General features: G+C 61.2%; 17 protein-coding genes. 11 read left to right on the top strand and 6 right to left on the bottom strand.

Features of this window, described 5'->3' with window-relative positions; genetic code table 11:
* Window positions 1-34: 34 nt before the first annotated feature.
* Genes AC3WOY_RS01885 through AC3WOY_RS01870 form a run of 4 tightly spaced genes read left to right on the top strand, consistent with a single transcriptional unit; the run spans window position 35 to window position 4054 of the window.
* Window positions 35-820 (top strand): SDR family NAD(P)-dependent oxidoreductase, encoded by a 786-nt coding sequence (locus tag AC3WOY_RS01885; protein WP_492420682.1) that lies wholly within the window; start codon window positions 35-37, stop codon window positions 818-820.
* Window positions 821-848: 28 nt separating this feature from the next.
* A complete protein-coding gene (locus tag AC3WOY_RS01880) occupies window positions 849-1757 on the top strand; it encodes a 2-dehydro-3-deoxygalactonokinase (protein WP_492420681.1) in 909 nt (302 codons plus the stop codon).
* Window positions 1758-1763: 6 nt separating this feature from the next.
* Window positions 1764-2396, top strand: a complete 633-nt coding sequence (locus AC3WOY_RS01875) for a 2-dehydro-3-deoxy-6-phosphogalactonate aldolase (RefSeq protein WP_492420680.1) — start codon at window positions 1764-1766, stop codon at window positions 2394-2396.
* A 59-nt stretch (window positions 2397-2455) separates the two neighbouring features.
* The gene (locus AC3WOY_RS01870; protein ID WP_492420679.1) at window positions 2456-4054 is read left to right on the top strand and encodes an ABC-F family ATPase; all 1599 of its coding nucleotides are present in this window, start codon (window positions 2456-2458) and stop codon (window positions 4052-4054) included.
* Window position 4055: 1 nt separating this feature from the next.
* On the opposite strand, the gene AC3WOY_RS01865 is transcribed toward AC3WOY_RS01870, so the two are convergent.
* Complete coding sequence (locus tag AC3WOY_RS01865) at window positions 4056-4625, bottom strand: hypothetical protein (protein WP_492420678.1); 570 nt, start codon at window positions 4623-4625, stop codon at window positions 4056-4058.
* 171 nt (window positions 4626-4796) lie between these two features.
* On the bottom strand, window positions 4797-5012 hold the full coding sequence (locus tag AC3WOY_RS01860) for a hypothetical protein (RefSeq protein ID WP_492420677.1): 216 nt from the start codon (window positions 5010-5012) through the stop codon (window positions 4797-4799).
* Between AC3WOY_RS01860 and nadA the strand changes: the two genes are divergently transcribed.
* Window positions 5011-6150: a quinolinate synthase NadA gene (nadA, locus tag AC3WOY_RS01855; protein WP_492420676.1), complete on the top strand. Its 1140-nt coding sequence runs from the start codon at window positions 5011-5013 to the stop codon at window positions 6148-6150. The genes AC3WOY_RS01860 and nadA overlap by 2 nt on opposite strands.
* Entirely contained in the window at window positions 6147-7013 is an 867-nt protein-coding gene (nadC, locus tag AC3WOY_RS01850; protein WP_492420675.1) for a carboxylating nicotinate-nucleotide diphosphorylase, read from the top strand. Before nadA ends, nadC begins: the two co-directional genes overlap by 4 nt.
* A gap of 5 nt (window positions 7014-7018) precedes the next feature.
* Here the strand turns inward: nadC and AC3WOY_RS01845 are convergent, their stop codons facing one another.
* Both AC3WOY_RS01845 and nadB read right to left on the bottom strand, forming a co-directional pair.
* Window positions 7019-8293: an EAL and HDOD domain-containing protein gene (locus AC3WOY_RS01845; RefSeq protein ID WP_492420674.1), complete on the bottom strand. Its 1275-nt coding sequence runs from the start codon at window positions 8291-8293 to the stop codon at window positions 7019-7021.
* 157 nt (window positions 8294-8450) lie between these two features.
* On the bottom strand, window positions 8451-10052 hold the full coding sequence (nadB, locus tag AC3WOY_RS01840) for an L-aspartate oxidase (protein ID WP_492420673.1): 1602 nt from the start codon (window positions 10050-10052) through the stop codon (window positions 8451-8453).
* A 143-nt stretch (window positions 10053-10195) separates the two neighbouring features.
* Between nadB and AC3WOY_RS01835 the strand changes: the two genes are divergently transcribed.
* A complete protein-coding gene (locus AC3WOY_RS01835; protein WP_492420672.1) occupies window positions 10196-12628 on the top strand; it encodes a penicillin acylase family protein in 2433 nt (810 codons plus the stop codon).
* A gap of 65 nt (window positions 12629-12693) precedes the next feature.
* On the opposite strand, the gene AC3WOY_RS01830 is transcribed toward AC3WOY_RS01835, so the two are convergent.
* Window positions 12694-12849, bottom strand: coding sequence for a hypothetical protein (locus AC3WOY_RS01830; protein ID WP_492420671.1), 156 nt, complete (start codon window positions 12847-12849; stop codon window positions 12694-12696).
* A 164-nt stretch (window positions 12850-13013) separates the two neighbouring features.
* The gene (locus AC3WOY_RS01825) at window positions 13014-14678 is read right to left on the bottom strand and encodes an MFS transporter (protein ID WP_492420670.1); all 1665 of its coding nucleotides are present in this window, start codon (window positions 14676-14678) and stop codon (window positions 13014-13016) included.
* Between the two features lie 331 nt (window positions 14679-15009).
* Between AC3WOY_RS01825 and AC3WOY_RS01820 the strand changes: the two genes are divergently transcribed.
* From AC3WOY_RS01820 to AC3WOY_RS01805, 4 genes are all read left to right on the top strand, one after another.
* Entirely contained in the window at window positions 15010-16188 is a 1179-nt protein-coding gene (locus AC3WOY_RS01820) for an acetyl-CoA C-acyltransferase (RefSeq protein WP_492420669.1), read from the top strand.
* Window positions 16189-16281: 93 nt separating this feature from the next.
* Window positions 16282-18096, top strand: coding sequence for an acyl-CoA dehydrogenase (locus tag AC3WOY_RS01815; RefSeq protein WP_492420668.1), 1815 nt, complete (start codon window positions 16282-16284; stop codon window positions 18094-18096).
* Window positions 18097-18121: 25 nt separating this feature from the next.
* Window positions 18122-18907, top strand: coding sequence for an SDR family oxidoreductase (locus tag AC3WOY_RS01810; RefSeq protein ID WP_492420667.1), 786 nt, complete (start codon window positions 18122-18124; stop codon window positions 18905-18907).
* The gene (locus AC3WOY_RS01805; RefSeq protein ID WP_492420666.1) at window positions 18907-19341 is read left to right on the top strand and encodes a PaaI family thioesterase; all 435 of its coding nucleotides are present in this window, start codon (window positions 18907-18909) and stop codon (window positions 19339-19341) included. Before AC3WOY_RS01810 ends, AC3WOY_RS01805 begins: the two co-directional genes overlap by 1 nt.
* Window position 19342 lies beyond the last annotated feature (1 nt).

Raw genomic sequence — 19342 nt, 5'->3', positions numbered from 1 at the left:
ATTTGCGGTGGGATCGAAAGTTCAGGAGAAAATCATGTCGGCACTGGGCAAGAAGGAAGGACTCGCGCGCTACTACAGCCTCAGCGGCAAGCGTGTGTTCGTCACTGGCGGTGGTTCGGGGATCGGCGAGGCAATTGTCGGTGCGTTTGCCGAACAGGGCGCAAAGGTTGCATTTATCGATATCGCTGCTGATGCCAGCCTGGCGCTGTGTGAACGGCTGGCTATCGAGGGTGCCGAAAAGCCCGTATTTCGCCAGTGCGACATCCGCGATATCCCGGCGCTGCAGGATACGATCCGCACGCTTGCCGACAGCATGGGCGATTTCGATGTGCTGGTGAATAACGCCGGCAATGACCAGAGGCATGCGCCGGAGGATGTCACGCCGGAGTTCTGGAACAACTGCATCGCCATCAACCAGCGGCCGATGTTCTTTGCCGCGCAGGCTGTCGTCGACGGCATGAAGCGGCAGGGCGGAGGCGCCATCATCAATCTGGGCTCCATCAGCTGGCATCTCGGGAATGGCGGCTATTCCGTGTACACGACGACCAAGGCAGCCGTGAGCGGCCTGACGCGCGGGTTGGCGCGTGATCTCGGCCCATTCAACATTCGCGTCAACACCGTCACGCCCGGATGGGTGATGACCGAGCGCCAGGTCAGCCTGTGGCTGGACGAAGAGGGCGAAAAGCTCATCGACCGCAGCCAATGCCTGAAGCATCGCCTCATGCCCGACCACATCGCGCGCATGGTGCTCTTCCTGGCATCGGACGATGCCTCCATGTGCACTGCGCAGGAGTTTATCGTCGACGGTGGCTGGGCATGACGAGCGCGCGCATTTCAACAGGAAGACCATGACAGGACAATCGACCACACGCCTCGGCATCGACTGGGGAACGAGCAACCGCAGGGCATATGTGCTGGATGACCGGTGCGGATTGATCCGCCAGCACGAGGACGACTGCGGCATCCTGAACGTGAAGGAAGGATTCGAGGCCTCGCTGAAGGCACTCCTTGAGGCGCTGGAGATCGACAGGGCGGATGTCGTCATGTCCGGCATGGTGGGCAGCCGGAATGGATGGAAGGAAGCGCCGTACCTTTCGGTCGAGCACCCGCTGTCGCGCCTGTCGGAAGCAATGATCCCGGTGCAGGTATCCATGCCCGGCACGCGTGTGCGTATCGTTCCCGGATATCGCTACATCGATCCGCACGGCCTGCCCGACGTGATGCGCGGCGAGGAGGTGCAGGTGCTGGGCGCGCTCGAGCTGAGCGCATCCGGCGGCTGGTTCCTGCTGCCGGGGACGCACAGCAAGTGGGTACACGTCGACAAGGGCCGGATCACGGAATTCATGACGTTCATGACCGGCGAACTGTATGCGCTGATGTCGCAGCATGGGACGCTGTCCAAGGTCATTTCGTCGCAAGAGTCCGTGCAGGAGGCGTTCGCAGCGGGGCTGCGCGCGGCGCGGCAGGGAGGTTTTACGCATACGGCGTTTTGCTGCCGTGCGATGGTCGTGTCCGACATGATGCCTGCTTCGCATGCGGCTTCCTATCTTTCCGGGCTCCTCATCGGCACGGAACTGTTTGAGATCGTCAAGAAAGCGGGCGACACCATATCGGCGCCTGTGCAGGTGATCGGCAGCCCGGCGCTTTCGTCGCGCTACCTGTGTGCGCTGGAGCTGCTCGGCCTCAAGGCCCGGGCATGGCAACCGGATGGTGTGTATATGGCTGCCTTGCGCGCCTTGTTCAATATGTGCGGGTGAATCACCATGGACCTGTTCAAACCATCCCCTTGTCCGCTTGTTGCCATCCTGCGCGGCCTGACGCCCTCGGAAGCGCCGAAGGTCGGCCAGATCCTGTTCGAGGCCGGCTTCCGCATGCTGGAAGTGCCGCTGAACCGGCCGGGCGCGATCGATGCAATCCTCGCCTTGCTGCGCAACGCCCCTGACGATGCACTGATCGGCGCCGGCACCGTGCTGTCGGTGCAGGATGTCGATGCAGTGAAGGAGGCGGGCGGGCGCCTGATCGTGTCGCCACACTGTGCCCCGGAAGTCATCAGCCATGCGGCAAAGAACGGGATGGTCGCACTTCCCGGCGTCGCCACGCCCACCGAGGCTTTTCAGGCGCTAGCGGCAGGGGCGCACGGCCTGAAGCTGTTCCCCGCCGAAATGATCCCGCCCGCCGCGGTGAAAGCCATCCGGTCAATCCTGCCGGAGGATGCGCCGTTGTTCCCGGTCGGCGGTATCCAGCCGCAAAACATGGCTGCTTACGTCGCCGCGGGCGCCACGGGATTCGGCATCGGAGGCTCGCTCTACCAGCCGAGGGTTGATGAAATGGCAATGCGGCGCGCGGCCGAGGCCTTCATGAATGCGCGGCGGAATCTGCTGAACGAGGCGTCTTAGGTGGTGCGGGGTGTTAAAATGGCGGGTTATTCCCGAATCATCCGCAAAAGGTTTTACCCGTGCTTTCCACCGCAAACATCACGATGCAGTTCGGCCCCAAGCCGCTGTTCGAAAACATCTCCGTCAAATTCGGCGACGGCAACCGTTACGGCCTCATCGGCGCGAACGGCTGCGGCAAGTCGACCTTCATGAAAATCCTCGGCGGCGACCTGGACCCAAGTGGCGGCAACGTCATGCTCGATCCCAACGAGCGGCTGGGCAAATTGCGCCAGGACCAGTTCGCCTTCGAAGACAAGCGCGTGCTCGACGTCGTCATGATGGGCCATAGCGAGATGTGGGCAGCCATGACGGAACGTGACGCGATCTATGCGAACCCGGACGCGACCGACGACGATTACATGCGCGCCGCCGACCTCGAAGCGAAATTCGCCGAGTACGACGGCTACACCGCCGAGGCGCGTGCAGGCGAACTGTTGCTTGGCGTAGGCATCCCGCTCGACCAGCACCAGGGCCCGATGAGCAACATCGCTCCCGGCTGGAAGCTGCGCGTGCTGCTGGCGCAGGCCCTGTTTTCCAATCCGGACATCCTGCTGCTGGACGAACCGACCAACAACCTCGACATCAATACCATCCGCTGGCTGGAGGACGTGCTCAACGAGCGCAACTCCACCATGATCATCATTTCGCACGACCGCCACTTCCTGAACCAGGTGTGCACGCACATGGCCGACATGGACTACGGCACCCTGAAGATCTACCCGGGCAATTACGACGACTACATGCTGGCGTCGTCCCAGGCCCGCGCGCAGGTGCTGGCGGCCAACGCCAAGGCCAAGGAACGCGTGGCCGAACTGCAGGAATTCGTGCGCCGCTTCTCGGCCAACAAGTCCAAGGCGCGCCAGGCGACGTCGCGCGCCAAGCAGATCGAGAAGATCAAGGTGGAAGACATCAAGCCGTCCAGCCGCCAGGAGCCGTTCATCCGCTTTGAAGGTGAGAAGAAACTGCATCGGCTCGCCGTTGAGACGCAGGGCCTGACGAAGTCCTATGACCGCACGATTTTCAAAAACTTCAACATCATGGTGGAAGCCGGCGAGAAGATCGCCATCATCGGTGCAAACGGCGCAGGCAAGACGACGCTGTTGCGCTCCGTCGGCGGCGATGTATGCGGCATGCAAACGGACAGTGGCGTGTCCAAATGGGCAGAGAATGCGAACGTCGGCTACATGCCGCAGGACCCGACCGAGGAATTTGCCGTCGACAAGAACCTGACCGACTGGATGGGGCAGTGGACGAAGGAGGGCGATGACGACCAGGCGGTGCGCTCCATCCTCGGTCGCCTGCTGTTCTCCGGCGACGATGTGAAAAAGTCGGTGAAGGTGCTGTCAGGCGGTGAGAAGGGCCGCATGATGTACGGCAAGCTGATGCTCGGCCGTCACAACGTGCTGCTGATGGACGAACCGACCAACCACATGGACATGGAGTCCATCGAGTCGCTCAACATCGCGCTGGATAAATATGCCGGCACGCTGATCTTCGTGTCGCACGACCGGGAATTCGTTTCGTCGCTGGCCACCCGCATTCTTGAAATCCGGGAAGGCGAGATCATCGACTTCCACGGCGGCTACGAAGAGTACCTCACCAGCCAGGGAATCGAATAAGTCATTCGGCCATTGCCGCGTTCATCCCGACGATCGTCGTGTTGGGGGCGGATTCTCCCATATAGAGCAACTGGTCAAGTCGCGTGCGCAGGCTGCGCGCGACTTCATTGCCCTTGGCCTTCAGCACGGCTTCCAGATAGGGATCGCGCAGGGCGCGGAAATCGTCGATGGAACCGGCTTTCTCGACCTTCAGCTGAAGCGAATAACCGCGCAGGCCGATCGTGCTCTTGATTGTTTCCGTATAGAACTGGTAAATCGCCTGGAACTGGCTGGACCCATCGGCAATTTCAGCGGCTGGCGTGACATGCTGGGCAGGGGGGGCTTGGGCGGGAATCGGCGGCACCGGGACTGGTTGCAGTTGCGCCACGGGCTGGATAAACCCGTTTTTCAGCAGTTCGGACATGCTTTCTTCGTTCAGTCCGAGGCTCGCCACCTTCTTGAGCAGATCTTCACCGCTTTGCTTGCCATCCACCATCACCAGCAGGGTGCGCAGCCGGGTGGGCAGCTGGTGCTTGCGCGTTGCTATCTCTTCGCGACCTTTGTCGGTCTTGTCGAAAATTCGATGCGTCATGGGTTTGTCTCCCCCTCGCAAAAATGCATTCCGTCTCATCCACCCGCTGCCCTCTTCGGAGCGTGCAGGACTTCTCAGTCATGTCGTTGTTATTCCTGCTGGCAACGCCAGAGAATGACTGTTTATAACGCCGCAGGCTGTCTGATATTGATTTTTATCAGGATCAGTATGCTATCTAAACCAAGTTGCGTAAATGCAAAATTGATATATGGAAACATCAAAAATGTGCAATTGATGATTTCTATCAATTTTCTTCGGCGATCCGGAAGTAATTTCGCGCAATTTCAGGGAAGCACTTGAAATACCCGCAACGACCCCTAGTTCTTCTTTATCAGGCATACTCTCCGTCTTGGCGTATTCCACGCCCGATTTTTGCGTCATCACCATGCAGATTCAACCCATCAAGACCGTCGAATTCGAACGCCCGCAGATGGATGCGGGGACCAGTTGCGTCGCCAACGCCTGGGCACGCGTGCCCTTGTCGCCGTCCCCCGAGGAAAAAGCGGCGCTCAAGGACAAGATCAAGCGCCTCCTGAAAGAGAAACAGGCAGTGCTCGTCGCCCACTATTATGTGGATGCGGACCTGCAAGACCTGGCCGAGGAAACAGGGGGCTGCGTGTCAGACTCCCTGGAAATGGCTCGTTTCGGCCGTGACCATGCTGCGAAGACGCTAGTGGTGGCCGGCGTGAAGTTCATGGGCGAAACCGCCAAGATCCTGAGTCCGGACAAGACGATCCTGATGCCCGACCTCGACGCCACCTGTTCGCTCGACCTCGGGTGTCCCGCCGACGAATTTGCCGCCTTCTGCGATGCGCACCCTGACCGGACGGTGGTGGTCTATGCCAACACGAGCGCCGCGGTGAAGGCGCGCGCCGACTGGATGGTGACGTCGTCGATCGGCCTCGACATCGTCGAACACCTGCATGCGCAGGGCAAGAAAATCCTGTGGGCGCCGGACAAGCATCTGGGCGGCTACATCCAGAAGAAGACCGGCGCCGACATGCTGCTGTGGCAGGGCTCCTGCCTGGTGCACGACGAGTTCAAGGGCGTCGAACTGGAGTTGCTGCGCAAGGAGCATCCGCACGCCAAGATCCTGGTGCACCCGGAATCGCCCGAGGCGGTCGTGGCCCAGGCCGACGTCGTCGGTTCGACCTCCCAGCTCATCGCAGCGGCGAAGTCGCTCGATGCGCAGGAGTTCATCGTCGCCACCGATAACGGCATCCTGCACAAGATGCGCATGGCCGCGCCGGGCAAGCGCTTCATCGACGCGCCGACGGCCGGCAACAGCGCCACCTGCAAGAGCTGCGCGCACTGCCCGTGGATGGCCATGAACGGCCTGCAGAACCTGGCCGAGGTGCTGGAGTCGGGCAAGAACGAAATCCACGTCGATCCGGAAACCGGCCGCAAGGCCTTTGTCTGCATCGACCGCATGCTGGCCTTTGCCGCTGCACGAAAAGCCAACGTCCGTCCGAGCGGCGACCTGGCAAAAGAACAAAAACTGTTTGCAGGAATCGGACCCGCATGAGCACTCTCAAGAACCCGTTTGCCCCTTTTGACGCAGCCCTGGTTGCGGCTTTTGAAGAGAATATCCGCGCTGCGCTGGCAGAGGACGTGGGCACCGGCGACGTGACCGGCTTGCTGGTCCCGGAAAACGAATGGGTGAAGGCCCGCGTCATTGTGCGCGAAGCGGCCGTGCTGTGCGGCGCCCCCTGGTTCGAGGGCGTGATGACCCAGCTCGATCCGCGCATCCGCATCGAGTGGCGCTATGCCGAAGGCGCGTCCATGACGGCCGACAGCGAGGTCTGCGCCATCGAGGCACCGGCGCGTGCGCTGCTGACGGCGGAACGGACTGCGCTGAACTTCCTGCAGCTGCTGTCCGGCGTAGCGAGCGCGACAAGGGAATACGCCGACGTCGTGCAGGGCACCCGTGCATCGGTGCTGGATACCCGCAAGACGCTGCCCGGCCTGCGCCTGGCGCAGAAGTACGCGGTGCGCGTGGGCGGCGGCAAGAACCAGCGCCTTGCCTTGTACGACGGGATCCTGATCAAGGAAAACCATATCGCGGCAGCCGGCGGCATTACCGCGGCAATGCGTGCCGCCATTGCGCTGCATGCCGGCGTGACCATCCAGGTCGAGGTGGAAAGCCTGGTGGAGCTGGAGGAAGCCCTTGCCGCCGGCGCCACCTCCATCCTGCTCGACAACTTCACGCTGGAGATGATGCGCGACGCAGTGAAGATCACCGATGGCCGCGCATTGCTCGAAGCCTCCGGCGGGGTGAACATGAGCACTGTGCGTGCCATTGCCGAGACGGGTGTTGACCGCATTTCCATCGGCAGCCTCACCAAGGATGTCCGCGCGACCGACTATTCGCTGCGCGTCGTGGAGTAATCAACCTATGTCTGGCGCGACACCTGTTCGCTCCAGGCATACGCATCCAGCTGGATGTCGAACAAATCCTCTCGTGTCAGTCCAAGGCTGGTCAACGCCGGATCAATCTGCATGTTGGACTCGCCGGCTTGCTCGATATGTTCCGCCAGCTTCAGCATTTCGCCGTAAATACCTTCCCGCGCGAGCAGCGCTTCCTTCACGGCATCGACCACCATCATCTGTTCCAGGATCTTGTCCATCGGCTGGCCGAACAGGGCGTCCATCAAGGACATGATACCCACCGTAAACGCAATGTCCGCCATGTTGCGGTTGCGCGGTGCGATGTGGCCTGCCAGCAGCTCGAGCAGCTTGCCGCGTGTCGTGGCCATGATAAGGAGCGGGGACAGCATTCCGGTCGATTTCATCGGCTCGGCATAGAGCAGGATTTGCACCCAGCGCTGCAGCTGGCGCCGGCCGAGCAACAGCAGGGCCTGGGACAGTGAAGTGATGTGATGGCCCGTGCCGAGCGCAGGGGAGTTGGCCATGCGCAGCAGCGTGATGCCCATGGAGGCATCCTGCTTGATGGTGCGTTCGATGTCGGCGTTCTCGGCATCGGAATTCAACTGCGACATGAGCCGGACCAGGGCGACCTGCGAGGGCGAAAGCTTCCTGCCGCTCAGGATCGCCGGCTTGGCGAAATAGTAGCCCTGGAAGTAATCGAAACCGAGGTCGAGGCAGCGCCGGTACTCATCGAGGCTTTCGACTTTTTCGGCGAGCAGTTTTTTCTTCGCTGTGCGGAAGCGCACGCTGAGCTGATCGAGGACGCCGGGTTCGAGTCCCGCGATATCCACCTTGATGATGTCTACATGCGGCAGGAGCAGGCGCACGTCTTCCGATTCATTGATGACGTCGTCGAGTGCGAAGGTATAGCCCGCTTTCCGGAGTTCGGCGACGCGGTCCAGGACTTCTCCGTTCACTTTGACCGTTTCCAGGATTTCGAGGACGACTTTTTCGCGGGGGAGAAACTGGACGAAGTCGCTCATCAGGACCGACTTGTCGATGTTGACGAAACCGAGCGATCCGCCGATCACGTTCTCCATTCCCAGCTCGGTCGCATGTTCGATGACGGATGCGGTTGCGGCAAGGTCGTCGATGACGCTTGCCGTTGCGGCATCGGCACGCCGGAAGAGCAGTTCGTAGGCAACAAGCCCTTGTCCACGATTGAGGATGGGCTGGCGCGCGAGGAAGAACTCCTTTATCCAATGGCTGTGCAGCGCAGAACCTGATGCGATATCGGACATGGGCTGACCATCTAGTCGAGTTGAACAAGGCCGAACTGCTCTGGATCAGGATCTATATTGCACCATTTTCATGACCATCGGAAATACTTTTCCGAGTTGGTAATTTGAAAAGAAAAAACGCCTCCGTGAAAGGAGGCGTTGAGCGGAGAGCAGGGGATCAGCGCCGGGACGGCGACAGGACAGTGGGCAGGGCTTTGGGCAGGGTTTCCGGGAAGTCCTGGCTGAAATGCAGGCCGCGGCTTTCGCGGCGTGACAACGCGCTGTCCACGATCATGGAGGCGACGTCGACCAGGTTGCGCAGTTCCAGCAGGTCGCGCGTGATGCGGAAATGCGAGTAGTACTCGTAAATCTCTTCGCGCAACAGCCCGATGCGGTGCTGCGCCCGCTCCAGCCGTTTGGTGGTGCGCACGATACCCACGTAGTTCCACATGAAGCGGCGCAGTTCGTCCCAGTTGTGGGCGATGACGACTTCCTCGTCCGCGTCGGTCACGCGGCTTTCGTCCCATGCCGGAAGGGGCCGGGATTTCTGCTTCGGCTGCTTTTCGATATGCAGCGCCGCCGCGCGCCCCAGCACCAGGCATTCCAGCAGCGAGTTGCTGGCGAGCCGGTTGGCGCCATGCAGTCCGGTATACCCGGTCTCGCCCACCGCATACAGGCCGGGGAGGTCGGTTCGGCCGTACATGTCCGTCACCACGCCGCCGCAGGTGTAATGCGCTGCGGGAACGACCGGGATCGGTTGCTTCGTGATGTCGATGCCGAGTTCCAGGCAGCGCGAATAGATGGTCGGAAAGTGCTCCTTGAGAAACTCGGGCGGCTGGTGGCTGATGTCGAGGTCGACATAGTCCAGGCCGCGCTTTTTCATCTCGAAGTCGATCGCGCGCGCGACCACGTCGCGGGGGGCAAGTTCGGCGCGTTCGTCATGCGTGGGCATGAAGCGGCGTCCGGCTGCTACCCCGGCCTCGGCGGGCAGCTTGAGCAGGCCGCCTTCACCGCGCACGGCTTCGGAAATGAGGAAGGACTTGGCGTACGGGTGGTAGAGGCAGGTCGGGTGGAACTGGATGAATTCCATGTTCGCCACCCGGCAGCCGGCGCGCCACGCCATCGCGATGCCGTCGCCGGTCGCGGTGTCGGGATTGGTCGTGTAGAGGTAGACCTTGCCCGCGCCGCCTGTGGCGAGCACGGTGTGATCCGCCGCAAGCGTCATTACGTCGCCGGTATTGACGTCCTGCACATACAGGCCGACGCAACGATGTGTGCCGGTGTAGGCATCCAGCTTGTCGGAGGTGATGACGTCGATGGCGAAATGATGTTCGAGAACGGTGATGTTCGGATGGTTGCGCGCCTTCTGCTCCAGCGTGACCTGCACCGCATGCCCGGTGGCGTCGGCGGCGTGGATGATGCGCCGCTGGCTGTGCCCGCCTTCACGGGTCAGGTGGTAACCCAGCTCGGCGGTCGGATCGCGGGTGAAGGGAACGCCTTGTTCGATCAGCCACTCGATCGCCTCGCGGCTGTGTTCGACGATAAAGCGCGTGGCGCCTTCGTCGCACAGCCCGGCGCCGGCAACGAGGGTGTCGGCGATATGCTGGTCGTGGCTGTCGCCGGAATCGAGCACTGCGGCGATGCCGCCTTGTGCCCAATTGCTTGCGCCATCGAGCAGAGTGCGCTTGGATACCACAGCCACCTTGTGCGTTTGCGCGAGGTGCAGGGCGACGGACAGGCCGGCGAGGCCGCTGCCAACAATGGCGACATCAAATTTCATAAGATAGGAATTCGACTGCGTTGTCATTACACGAGTCGACATCTTAACATCTGACAATGTTTCCCTCTCGGGGAGTATGGCCGTGGGCCTCATGCGCTGTGATAACCTCGCAGCGGTGAAGAACGAGGAGCGCGCATAACCGTATGACTGGAATATTCAAAAAAGTTGCCTTGGTCCTGCTGGTGCTTGTGCTTGCCGCTGCCGGCGCCGCCTGGTGGTATCACGGCGCCAGCCAGCCGCAGGTGGACGGCACGCGAACCCTGAAAGGACTCACCGCCTCTGTCGACATCGTGCGCGATGCCCAGGGAATCCCGCATATCTACGCGAAATCGCCGCAGGACGCCTATTTCGCGCTGGGCTATGTGCATGCGCAGGACCGGCTGTGGCAGATGGAGCTGAACCGCCGCATTCCGGCGGGGCGAATGGCCGAAATCCTCGGGCCGAATGCGCTCGATACCGACCGCTTCATCCGCACACTGGGCGTACGGCGCAATGCGGAAAAAATCCTCGGCAACCTGTCGCAACAGACGCGCGACGCGCTGGATGCCTACGCGCGCGGCGTGAATGCCTGGCTCGAGGATCGCAGCGGCCCCTTGCCGCCGGAATTCCTCCTTACCGGCGCCCCCGCTCCGGCACCGTGGCATCCGGTCGATTCCATCGGCTGGCAGACCATGATGGCCTGGGACCTTGGGACCAACTGGACGCAGGAACTGCTGCGCATGCGCCTTTCGCAACGCCTGACGCTGGCGCAGATCAATGAATTCCTGGCTCCGTATCCTGGCGATCCGGTCGTGCCCACGCAGGATTTCACGCAGCTTTATCGCGACTTGGCGGGGACGGCGGCACAACTGGAAAAGGTTGCTTCCGTCGCGCCGCCGTCCTACGTGGACGGCATGGGGTCGAACAACTGGGTGGTGGCGGGCGCGTTGTCCGAAACCGGCAAGCCTCTTCTCGCCAACGATCCGCACCTTGGGCTCTCGGCGCCCGCGCTGTGGTATTTCGCACATTTGTCCGCGCCTGGCCTGAACGCGATCGGCGCCACGCTTCCCGGCATCCCGTCGGTGGTGCTTGGACGCAACGATCGCATTGCCTGGGGATTTACGAATACTGCGCCGGACGTACAGGATCTCTATATCGAGCGCGTCCATCCGGAAGACCGGAAGAAATACCAGACGCCTGACGGCTGGGCCGAGTTCAAGGTACGCACTGAAACGATCAAGGTGAAAGGACTGCCGGACGTCACGATCGAAGTGCGCGAAACGCGCCACGGCCCGGTCATCACCGGAGCGCTTCCCATCATCGAGCGGGCGTCCATCGATGCGAAGAAATATGTTGTGTCCTTTGCCTGGACAGCCTTGCGGCCGGACGACCTGACCCTGCAGGCCGGCATGAAGTTCAGCCTGGCGCAGAACTGGGAGCAATTCGTCGAAGGGGCAAGGGACTTCGGCTCGCCGCAGCAGAGCATCGTCTATGCTGATGTTGACGGCAATATCGGCTTCATCGCGCCGGCCAGGGTGCCGGTGCGCAAGCCGGAGAATGATCTCAAGGGGCTGGCGCCGGCGCCAGGCTGGGATGCACGCTACGACTGGGCCGGATTCATCCCGTTCGAGGAGCTGCCACGGAAATACAACCCGGAATCCCGCCGCATCATGACCGCCAATCACAAGATCGTGGATGCCGATTACCCGCATTTCCTGACCAGCGAATGGACCCTGCCGTATCGCGCCCGCCGCATCGACGCCTTGCTGGATGCGCAGGGCAAGCACAGCATGGCCAGCTTTGCCGCCATCCAGAAGGACCACCTGTCGCTGGCGGCGAAGGAGATCCTGCCGGTGCTGCGCAAGACGGTGCCGCGCTCGGATCGTGCCAAGGCAGCCCTGGCTACGCTGGCCGGCTGGGATGGTTCCATGGATGCCAACCGCGCCGAACCGCTGATCTACAACGCCTGGATGCGCATGGCCTCGAAGCACATCTTTGCGGATGAGCTGGGCGAGGCGCTGATGAAAGATTACTGGGAGCAGCGCAACGTTCACCGTCCGATGATGAACGTGCTGATGAACCAGGAAGGGCAGAGCCGCTGGTGCAATGATGTGACGATCGCAGTCAAGGGCAACAGGCAAGGGTGTGACGAGGTGCTGGCTGCTTCGCTGGATGCCGCTCTGGCCGACCTCGAAAAGCGCTTTGGTCCGGACATGGCGAAATGGCAGTGGGGCGCGGCCCATGTGGCGCGCTCGGAGCACCGGCCATTTGCCAAGGTGGACATGCTGGCGCCGTATTTTGACCTCAACGTGCCCACGCCCGGCGATACATTCACGGTCAATGTGGGCCGGCATAACCTGCGCGACGAGAAAGCGCCATTCGCCAACCGTCACGCAGCCAGCCTGCGTGCGCTATACGACCTGTCCAACCTCGAAAACTCGCAGTTCATCCATTCCACCGGGCAATCGGGCAATGTACTGTCGCCGTTCTACCGTAACTTCGTGCAGCGATGGGCAGAGGTTGGCTACCTGCCGATGAAGACGCGGCGCGAAGATGTGGAGAAGGGAAGGCTGGGCGTGCTGACGCTCCAGCCGTGATCGACTTCGTCCCGAGAGGATTACACCGAACTGTCCGGGACAGTTCGGTTGACCGGTAAATCATCCTACTTCGCCGCATAATTCTTCGGCGGGAAGTACTCCAGGAACAGCTTCAGCGCATCCGTGTCACCGGCAAAGTGCGCTCGTTTCAGGAGATCCAGGCCGGTGTTGCGATCGCCGTTGCCCATCTTCAGCACGGCCTCTTCCAGTGCCAGAGGCAAATTGTCCGGAGAATCAATGTCGAGATGATGTTCGCTTGGCAAACTTCAGGAAGCGTGTGCAGTCGCCAACTGATCAATCCGCGAAGGACATAAAAAAAGCCGCCAGATAACTGGCGGCTTCAAAACCAGGGCTACCCGAAGGTAAGCCTGGGACGATTAGACGGTTAGTCGTGCGCGTAAATGTCGCGATCCTTGGTTTCGCCCACGAACAGCAGGCCGATCACGAAAGTCATCAAGGCGATGACGATCGGGTACCAGAGGCCGAAGTAGATGTCGCCCTTGTACGCAACGAGTGCGAACGAGGTCGTCGGCAGCAGGCCGCCGAACCAGCCGTTACCGATGTGGTACGGCAAGGACATGGAAGTGTAGCGAATGCGGGTCGGGAACAGTTCAACCAGCATTGCAGCGATCGGGCCGTACACCATGGTCACGTAGATCACGAGGATGACCAGAAGCACGAGAACCATGCCCTTGTTCATCTGTGCCGGATCAGCCTTGGTCGGATAGCCTGCGGCCTTGATGGCGTCGCCCAGATCCTTGGAGAAAGCCTTGTCCTTGGCAGCAGCGTCGTCCTTGGACAGGCCGACTGCGCTGTAGGACTGGATGACCTTGTCGCCAACCTTGACGGAAGCGGGAGTGCCAGGAGCGGCAGCTTCGTTGGTGTAGTTCACCGAAGCGGCAGCCAGCTTGGCCTTCACGATATCGCAGGAGGAGGTGAACTTCTTGGTGCCGGTCGGGTTGAACTGGAACTGGCAGTCAGCCGGGTCTGCGGTCACCACCACCGGTGCGGTCTTGATCGCCTGTTCCAGGGCCGGGTTGGCATAGTGGGTCAGGGCGTTGAAGATCGGGAAGTAGGTCACTGCAGCGATCAGGCAGCCGCCGAGGATGATGGGCTTGCGGCCGATCTTGTCGGACAGGGAGCCGAACACGATGAAGAACGGGGTACCGATCACCAGCGAAGCAGCGATCAGCAGGTTAGCCGTTGCACCGTCGACCTTCAGCGTCTGCGTCAGGAAGAACAGGGCGTAGAACTGGCCCGTATACCAGACCACAGCTTGACCTGCGGTCAGGCCAACCAGTGCCAGGATAACGATCTTCAGGTTCTTCCACTGGCCGAAGGACTCGGACAGCGGGGCCTTGGAGGTCTTGCCTTCAGCCTTCATCTTGGCGAACGCCGGGGATTCGTTCATGGACAGACGGATCCACACCGAAATTGCCAGCAGGAACACAGAGACCAGGAACGGGATGCGCCAGCCCCAGTCGGCGAACGCGGTTTCGCCGATGGCGGTACGGGTACCCAGAATCACCATCAGGGACAGGAACAGGCCGAGGGTAGCGGTCGTCTGGATCCATGCGGTGTAGGCGCCGCGCTTGCCGTGCGGAGCGTGTTCGGCAACATAGGTTGCCGCGCCGCCGTACTCGCCGCCGAGCGCGAGGCCCTGGAGAATACGCAGCGTGATCAGGATGATCGGAGCGGTAATGCCGATCGATGCGTAGTTGGGCAGCAGGCCCACGATGAACGTGGAGATACCCATGATCAGGATGGTGACCAGGAAGGTGTACTTCCGGCCGATCATGTCGCCGAGGCGGCCGAACACGAGTGCGCCGAACGGACGGACGATGAAGCCCGCCGCAAAAGCCAGCAGTGCGAAAATGAACGCGGTGTTGGGATCGGTGCCCGCGAAGAACTGCTTCGCGATAATCGCTGCGAGCGAGCCGTATAGATAAAAGTCGTACCACTCGAAAACCGTTCCCAGCGAAGACGCGAAAATAACTTTCCGTTCTTCTGCTGTCATTGCGCGGTCAGCCGAAGCTTGTACTGTCGCCATGCCAATCTCCTCAAACTCGAATAATTAAAATATTGAATGTGCAAATACACTTGCCCATTTGATTGCACGGTTTGGAGTGTGCGACTGAAACCTTACGCGACGCTTTCTTGAAACTTACAGAACCTTACAAGCGCAGTAACGGTTTTCAGCGGGTTTTCCCTATGAAACCGGGATTTTGGGCAGGCGGAAAGATAGATTTATTTTTTACGAACGATCGTGCTAAAAATGTGGTATTCTCAAATTTCGTTGGAATACCAAAGTCGCAAAACCCGATAAAGATGCGTCCTCGCACCGACCTGGACGTCAACCAATTCAACACAAGGAGCCTCAAATGACTGACGCCGTCATCGTATCCACCGCCCGTACCGGCCTGGCCAAATCCTGGAAGGGTGCCTTCAACATGACCCATGGCGCCACCATGGGCGGTCATGCCCTGAAGGCCGCGATTGAACGCGCGAAGATCGATGCGGGTAAAGTGGAAGACGTCATCATGGGCTGCGCCACGCCGGAAGGCGCCACCGGCAGCAATATCGCGCGCCAGATCGCATTGCGCGCCGGCTGCCCGGTGACTACCGCCGGCATGACGATCAATCGTTTCTGCTCCTCCGGCCTGCAAACCATCGCCACTGCTGCCCAGCGCATCATCGCCGGGGAAGGCGACATCTATGCTGCAGGCGGCGTCGAGTCGATCTCCTGCGTGCAGAACGAAGCCAACAAGCACATGATTGTTGAAACCTGGCTCCAGCAGAACAAGCCGGAAGTCTACTGGCCGATGCTGCAGACTGCGGAAACGGTCGCCAAGCGTTACAACATTGCCAAGGAGCGCCAGGACGAATACGGCGTCCAGAGCCAGCAGCGTGCGGCCGCCGCGTTGGCAGCCGGCAAGTTCAATGATGAAATCGTTCCGATGACCACCATCATGGGCGTGGCCGACAAGGAAACCGGCATGCTGGTGACGAAGGAAGTCACGATTTCCGCCGACGAAGGCATCCGTGCCGACACTACGCTGGAAGGCGTGTCGAAGATCCGTACCGCGATTCCGGGCGGCGTCATTACGGCAGGCAACGCAAGCCAATTCTCCGACGGTGCTTCGGTCGCGATCGTCATGAACAGCAAGCTGGCGGAACAGAAGGGCCTGCAGCCGCTGGGCATCTTCCGCGGTTTTGCCATCGCCGGCTGCGAGCCGGATGAAATGGGTATCGGCCCGGTCTTCGCCATTCCCAAGCTGCTGAAGAAAGCCGGCCTGAAGGTCGAGGACATCGGCCTGTGGGAGCTGAACGAAGCCTTCGCCGTGCAGGTGCTGTACTGCGCCGACAAGCTGGGCATCCCGATGGATCGCCTGAACGTCAATGGCGGTGCGATCGCCGTCGGCCATCCGTATGGTGTCTCGGGCGCGCGCCTGACCGGCCATGCGCTCATCGAGGGCAAGCGCCGTGGCGCGAAGTATGTGGTCGTCACGATGTGTATCGGCGGCGGCCAGGGTGCAGCCGGCCTGTTCGAAGTCGTGTAAGGATCAAATCGTGGGCGCCGAGGCGCCCACGATCGTTTTTGACATCGCTCACACTCGCGTGCGGCGGAGTGTCCGCACGCATGGAGGACCAACATGCAATCCAAGATCGTCTCCCGCCGTGACCTCGATTTCGTCCTGTACGAATGGCTGAAGGCGGAAGAGCTCACCAAGCGCGCGCGCTACGCCGACCATTCCCGCGAAACCTTCAATGCCGCGATGGATACCTGCGAGCAGATCGCCACCGACCTGTTCGCGCCGCATAACAAAAAGAACGACCAGGAAGAGCCGCACTTTGACGGCGAGAAGGTCCACATGATTCCGGAAGTGCAGACTGCACTGAAGGCATTCTGCGAGGCCGGCCTGATGGCGGCTGGCCAGGATTACGACTTCGGCGGCATGCAACTGCCGTGCGTGATCGAGAAGGCAGGCTTTGCCTACTTCAAGGGCGCCAACGTCGGCACCTCGTCGTATCCCTTCCTGACCATCGGCAATGCCAACACGCTGATCAAGTGCGGCACGCCGGAGCAGATCGAGACCTTCGTGCGCCCGATGATGGAAGGTCGTTTCTTCGGCACCATGTGCCTGTCCGAACCGCAGGCCGGTTCCTCGCTGTCGGACATCGTGACGCGCGCCGAGCCGCAGCCGGACGGCACCTATCGTCTCAAGGGCAACAAGATGTGGATCTCCGCCGGCGAGCATGAGCTGTCGGAAAACATCGTCCACCTCGTGCTGGCCAAGGTTCCCGATGAAAATGGCAAGCTGATCCCGGGCGTGAAGGGCATTTCGCTGTTCATCGTGCCCAAGAAGCTGGTGAACCCGGACGGTTCCCTCGGCGAGCGCAATGACGTGGTACTGGCCGGCCTGAACCACAAGATGGGCTATCGCGGCACTACCAACTGCCTGCTGAATTTCGGCGAGGGCAAGTACAAGCCGGGCGGGCAGGCAGGCGCAATCGGCTACCTCGTCGGCGAAAAGCACAAGGGCCTCGCCAACATGTTCCACATGATGAACGAGGCACGCATCGGCGTCGGCCTCGGTGCGGTCATGCTTGGCTATACCGGCTACCTGCACGCGCTGGAATACGCCCGCGAGCGTCCGCAGGGACGGCATCCAATGAACAAGGACGCCGCACAGCCGCAGATTCCCATCGTCCAGCACACCGACGTCAAGCGCATGCTGCTGGCGCAGAAATCCTACGTCGAGGGCGGCCTCGCACTCAACCTCTATTGCGCCCGTCTGGTCGACGAGGAGCGCACCGCCGAGTCGGAAGAGGTACGCCGTAATGCCACGCTGCTGCTCGACATCCTGACGCCGATCGCCAAGTCGTGGCCTTCGCAATGGTGCCTTGAAGCGAACAATCTCGCGATCCAGGTCCATGGCGGTTACGGTTACACGCGGGAATACAATGTCGAGCAGTTCTACCGCGACAACCGCCTGAACCCGATCCACGAAGGCACGCACGGCATCCAGGGCCTGGATTTGCTGGGGCGCAAGGTGACGATGCAGGGTGGCGCCGCGTTCAAGCTGCTGGGCGCCGAGGTGCAGAAGACCATCGCCAAGGCGATGGAAGTCAAGGAACTGGCCGGTTTCGCCAAGTCGCTCGGCGCAGCCTTGCAGCGCATCGAGAAAGTGACGCAGGCGCTGTACGCCGCAGGCGACATGAACAAGACGCTCGCCAACGCCTCGGCCTACCTCGAAGCCTTCGGCCACTCGGTCGTTGCCTGGGTATGGCTCGAACAGGCCTTGCTTTGCGTCGGCAAGTCGGGGCACGATGCCGATTTCTATCGCGGCAAGCTGCAGGCATGCACGTATTTCTTCAACTGGGAACTGCCGAAGGTGTATCCGCAGCTCGACCTGCTGGAAAGCATCGACACGACGACACTGGATATGCAGGACGCCTGGTTCTGACATCTACTTACATACAGGAGACAACATGCGTACCACTAAAGAATTGTTCGACCTGACCGGCAAGACCGCGCTGGTGACCGGCGGGTCGCGCGGACTCGGGTTGCAGATCGCGGAAGCGCTCGGTGAGCAGGGCGCGAAGATCGTGCTGTCCTCGCGCAAGCAGGCCGACCTTGACGAAGCTGTCGCGCACCTGAAGTCGCGCGGCATCGAGGCCAGCGCCATCGCCGCCGACCTCTCGCAGGAATCGGCAGTCGGGCCGCTGGTCGCCGAAGCCATGAAGCGCCTTGGCCACATCGACATCCTCATCAACAATGCCGGCGCGACCTGGGGCGCTCCCGCGGAAGACTATCCGCTGGAAGCCTGGGACAAGGTGATGAACCTGAACATCCGCAGCATTTTCCTGCTGTCGCAGGCGGTGGGCAAGCTGTCGATGATTCCGCGCAAGTACGGCCGCATCATCAACGTTGCGTCGATTGCCGGCCTCTCCGGCAATGGCCCGAACAGCATGCAGACCGTTGCCTACAACACCTCCAAGGGGGCGGTCGTCAACTTCACCCGCACGCTGGCCGGCGAGTGGGGCAAGTACGGCATCACCGTCAATGCGCTCGCTCCGGGCTTCTTCCCGTCGAAGATGACCAAGGGGGTGCTGGAGAACTTCGGCGAGGACAACCTTGCCAAGCGCGCGCCTCTGCAGCGGATCGGCGACGACGAAGACCTGAAGGGCGCTGCATTGCTGTTCTCGTCCGACGCATCCAAGCACATCACTGGCCAGATCCTCGCAGTCGACGGCGGCGTCTCGGCAGTGCACTGATGGATACGAGCAAGCCGCAACCGTTCCCGGCCGAGGTTCCGTTCCTGAACGACCTCGGCGTCGAGTTCCTCGGCATGGGCAATGGCGAGGCGCAGGTCGCGCTGAACCTCGAACATCGCCACATGAATAGCTGGATGGTGACCCATGGCGGTATCACCATGACACTGCTCGACGTGGTGATGTCCCTGGCCGGGCGGTCGCTGGACCCGGATGCGCGCGGCGGCGTCACGATCGAGATGAAGACAAGCTTCCTGCAGCCGGGCGGGCATACCGGCGGGCGCATCATCGCCAAGGGCAAAGCCTACCACCGCTCCATGACCATGTGCTTCTGCGAAGGCGAGGTCTGGAGCGGCGACAAGCTGGTGGCCAAGGCAATGGGCACCTTCAAGTACCTGAAGCGGCTGGACGTCGCGAAGAAGCTGGAACACGAATAAC

The sequence above is a fragment of the Noviherbaspirillum sp. FW303-A3 genome (assembly GCF_058788695.1).
Note: the sequence above shows the minus strand (reverse complement) of the source record. Positions and strands in the feature narration are given on the sequence as shown.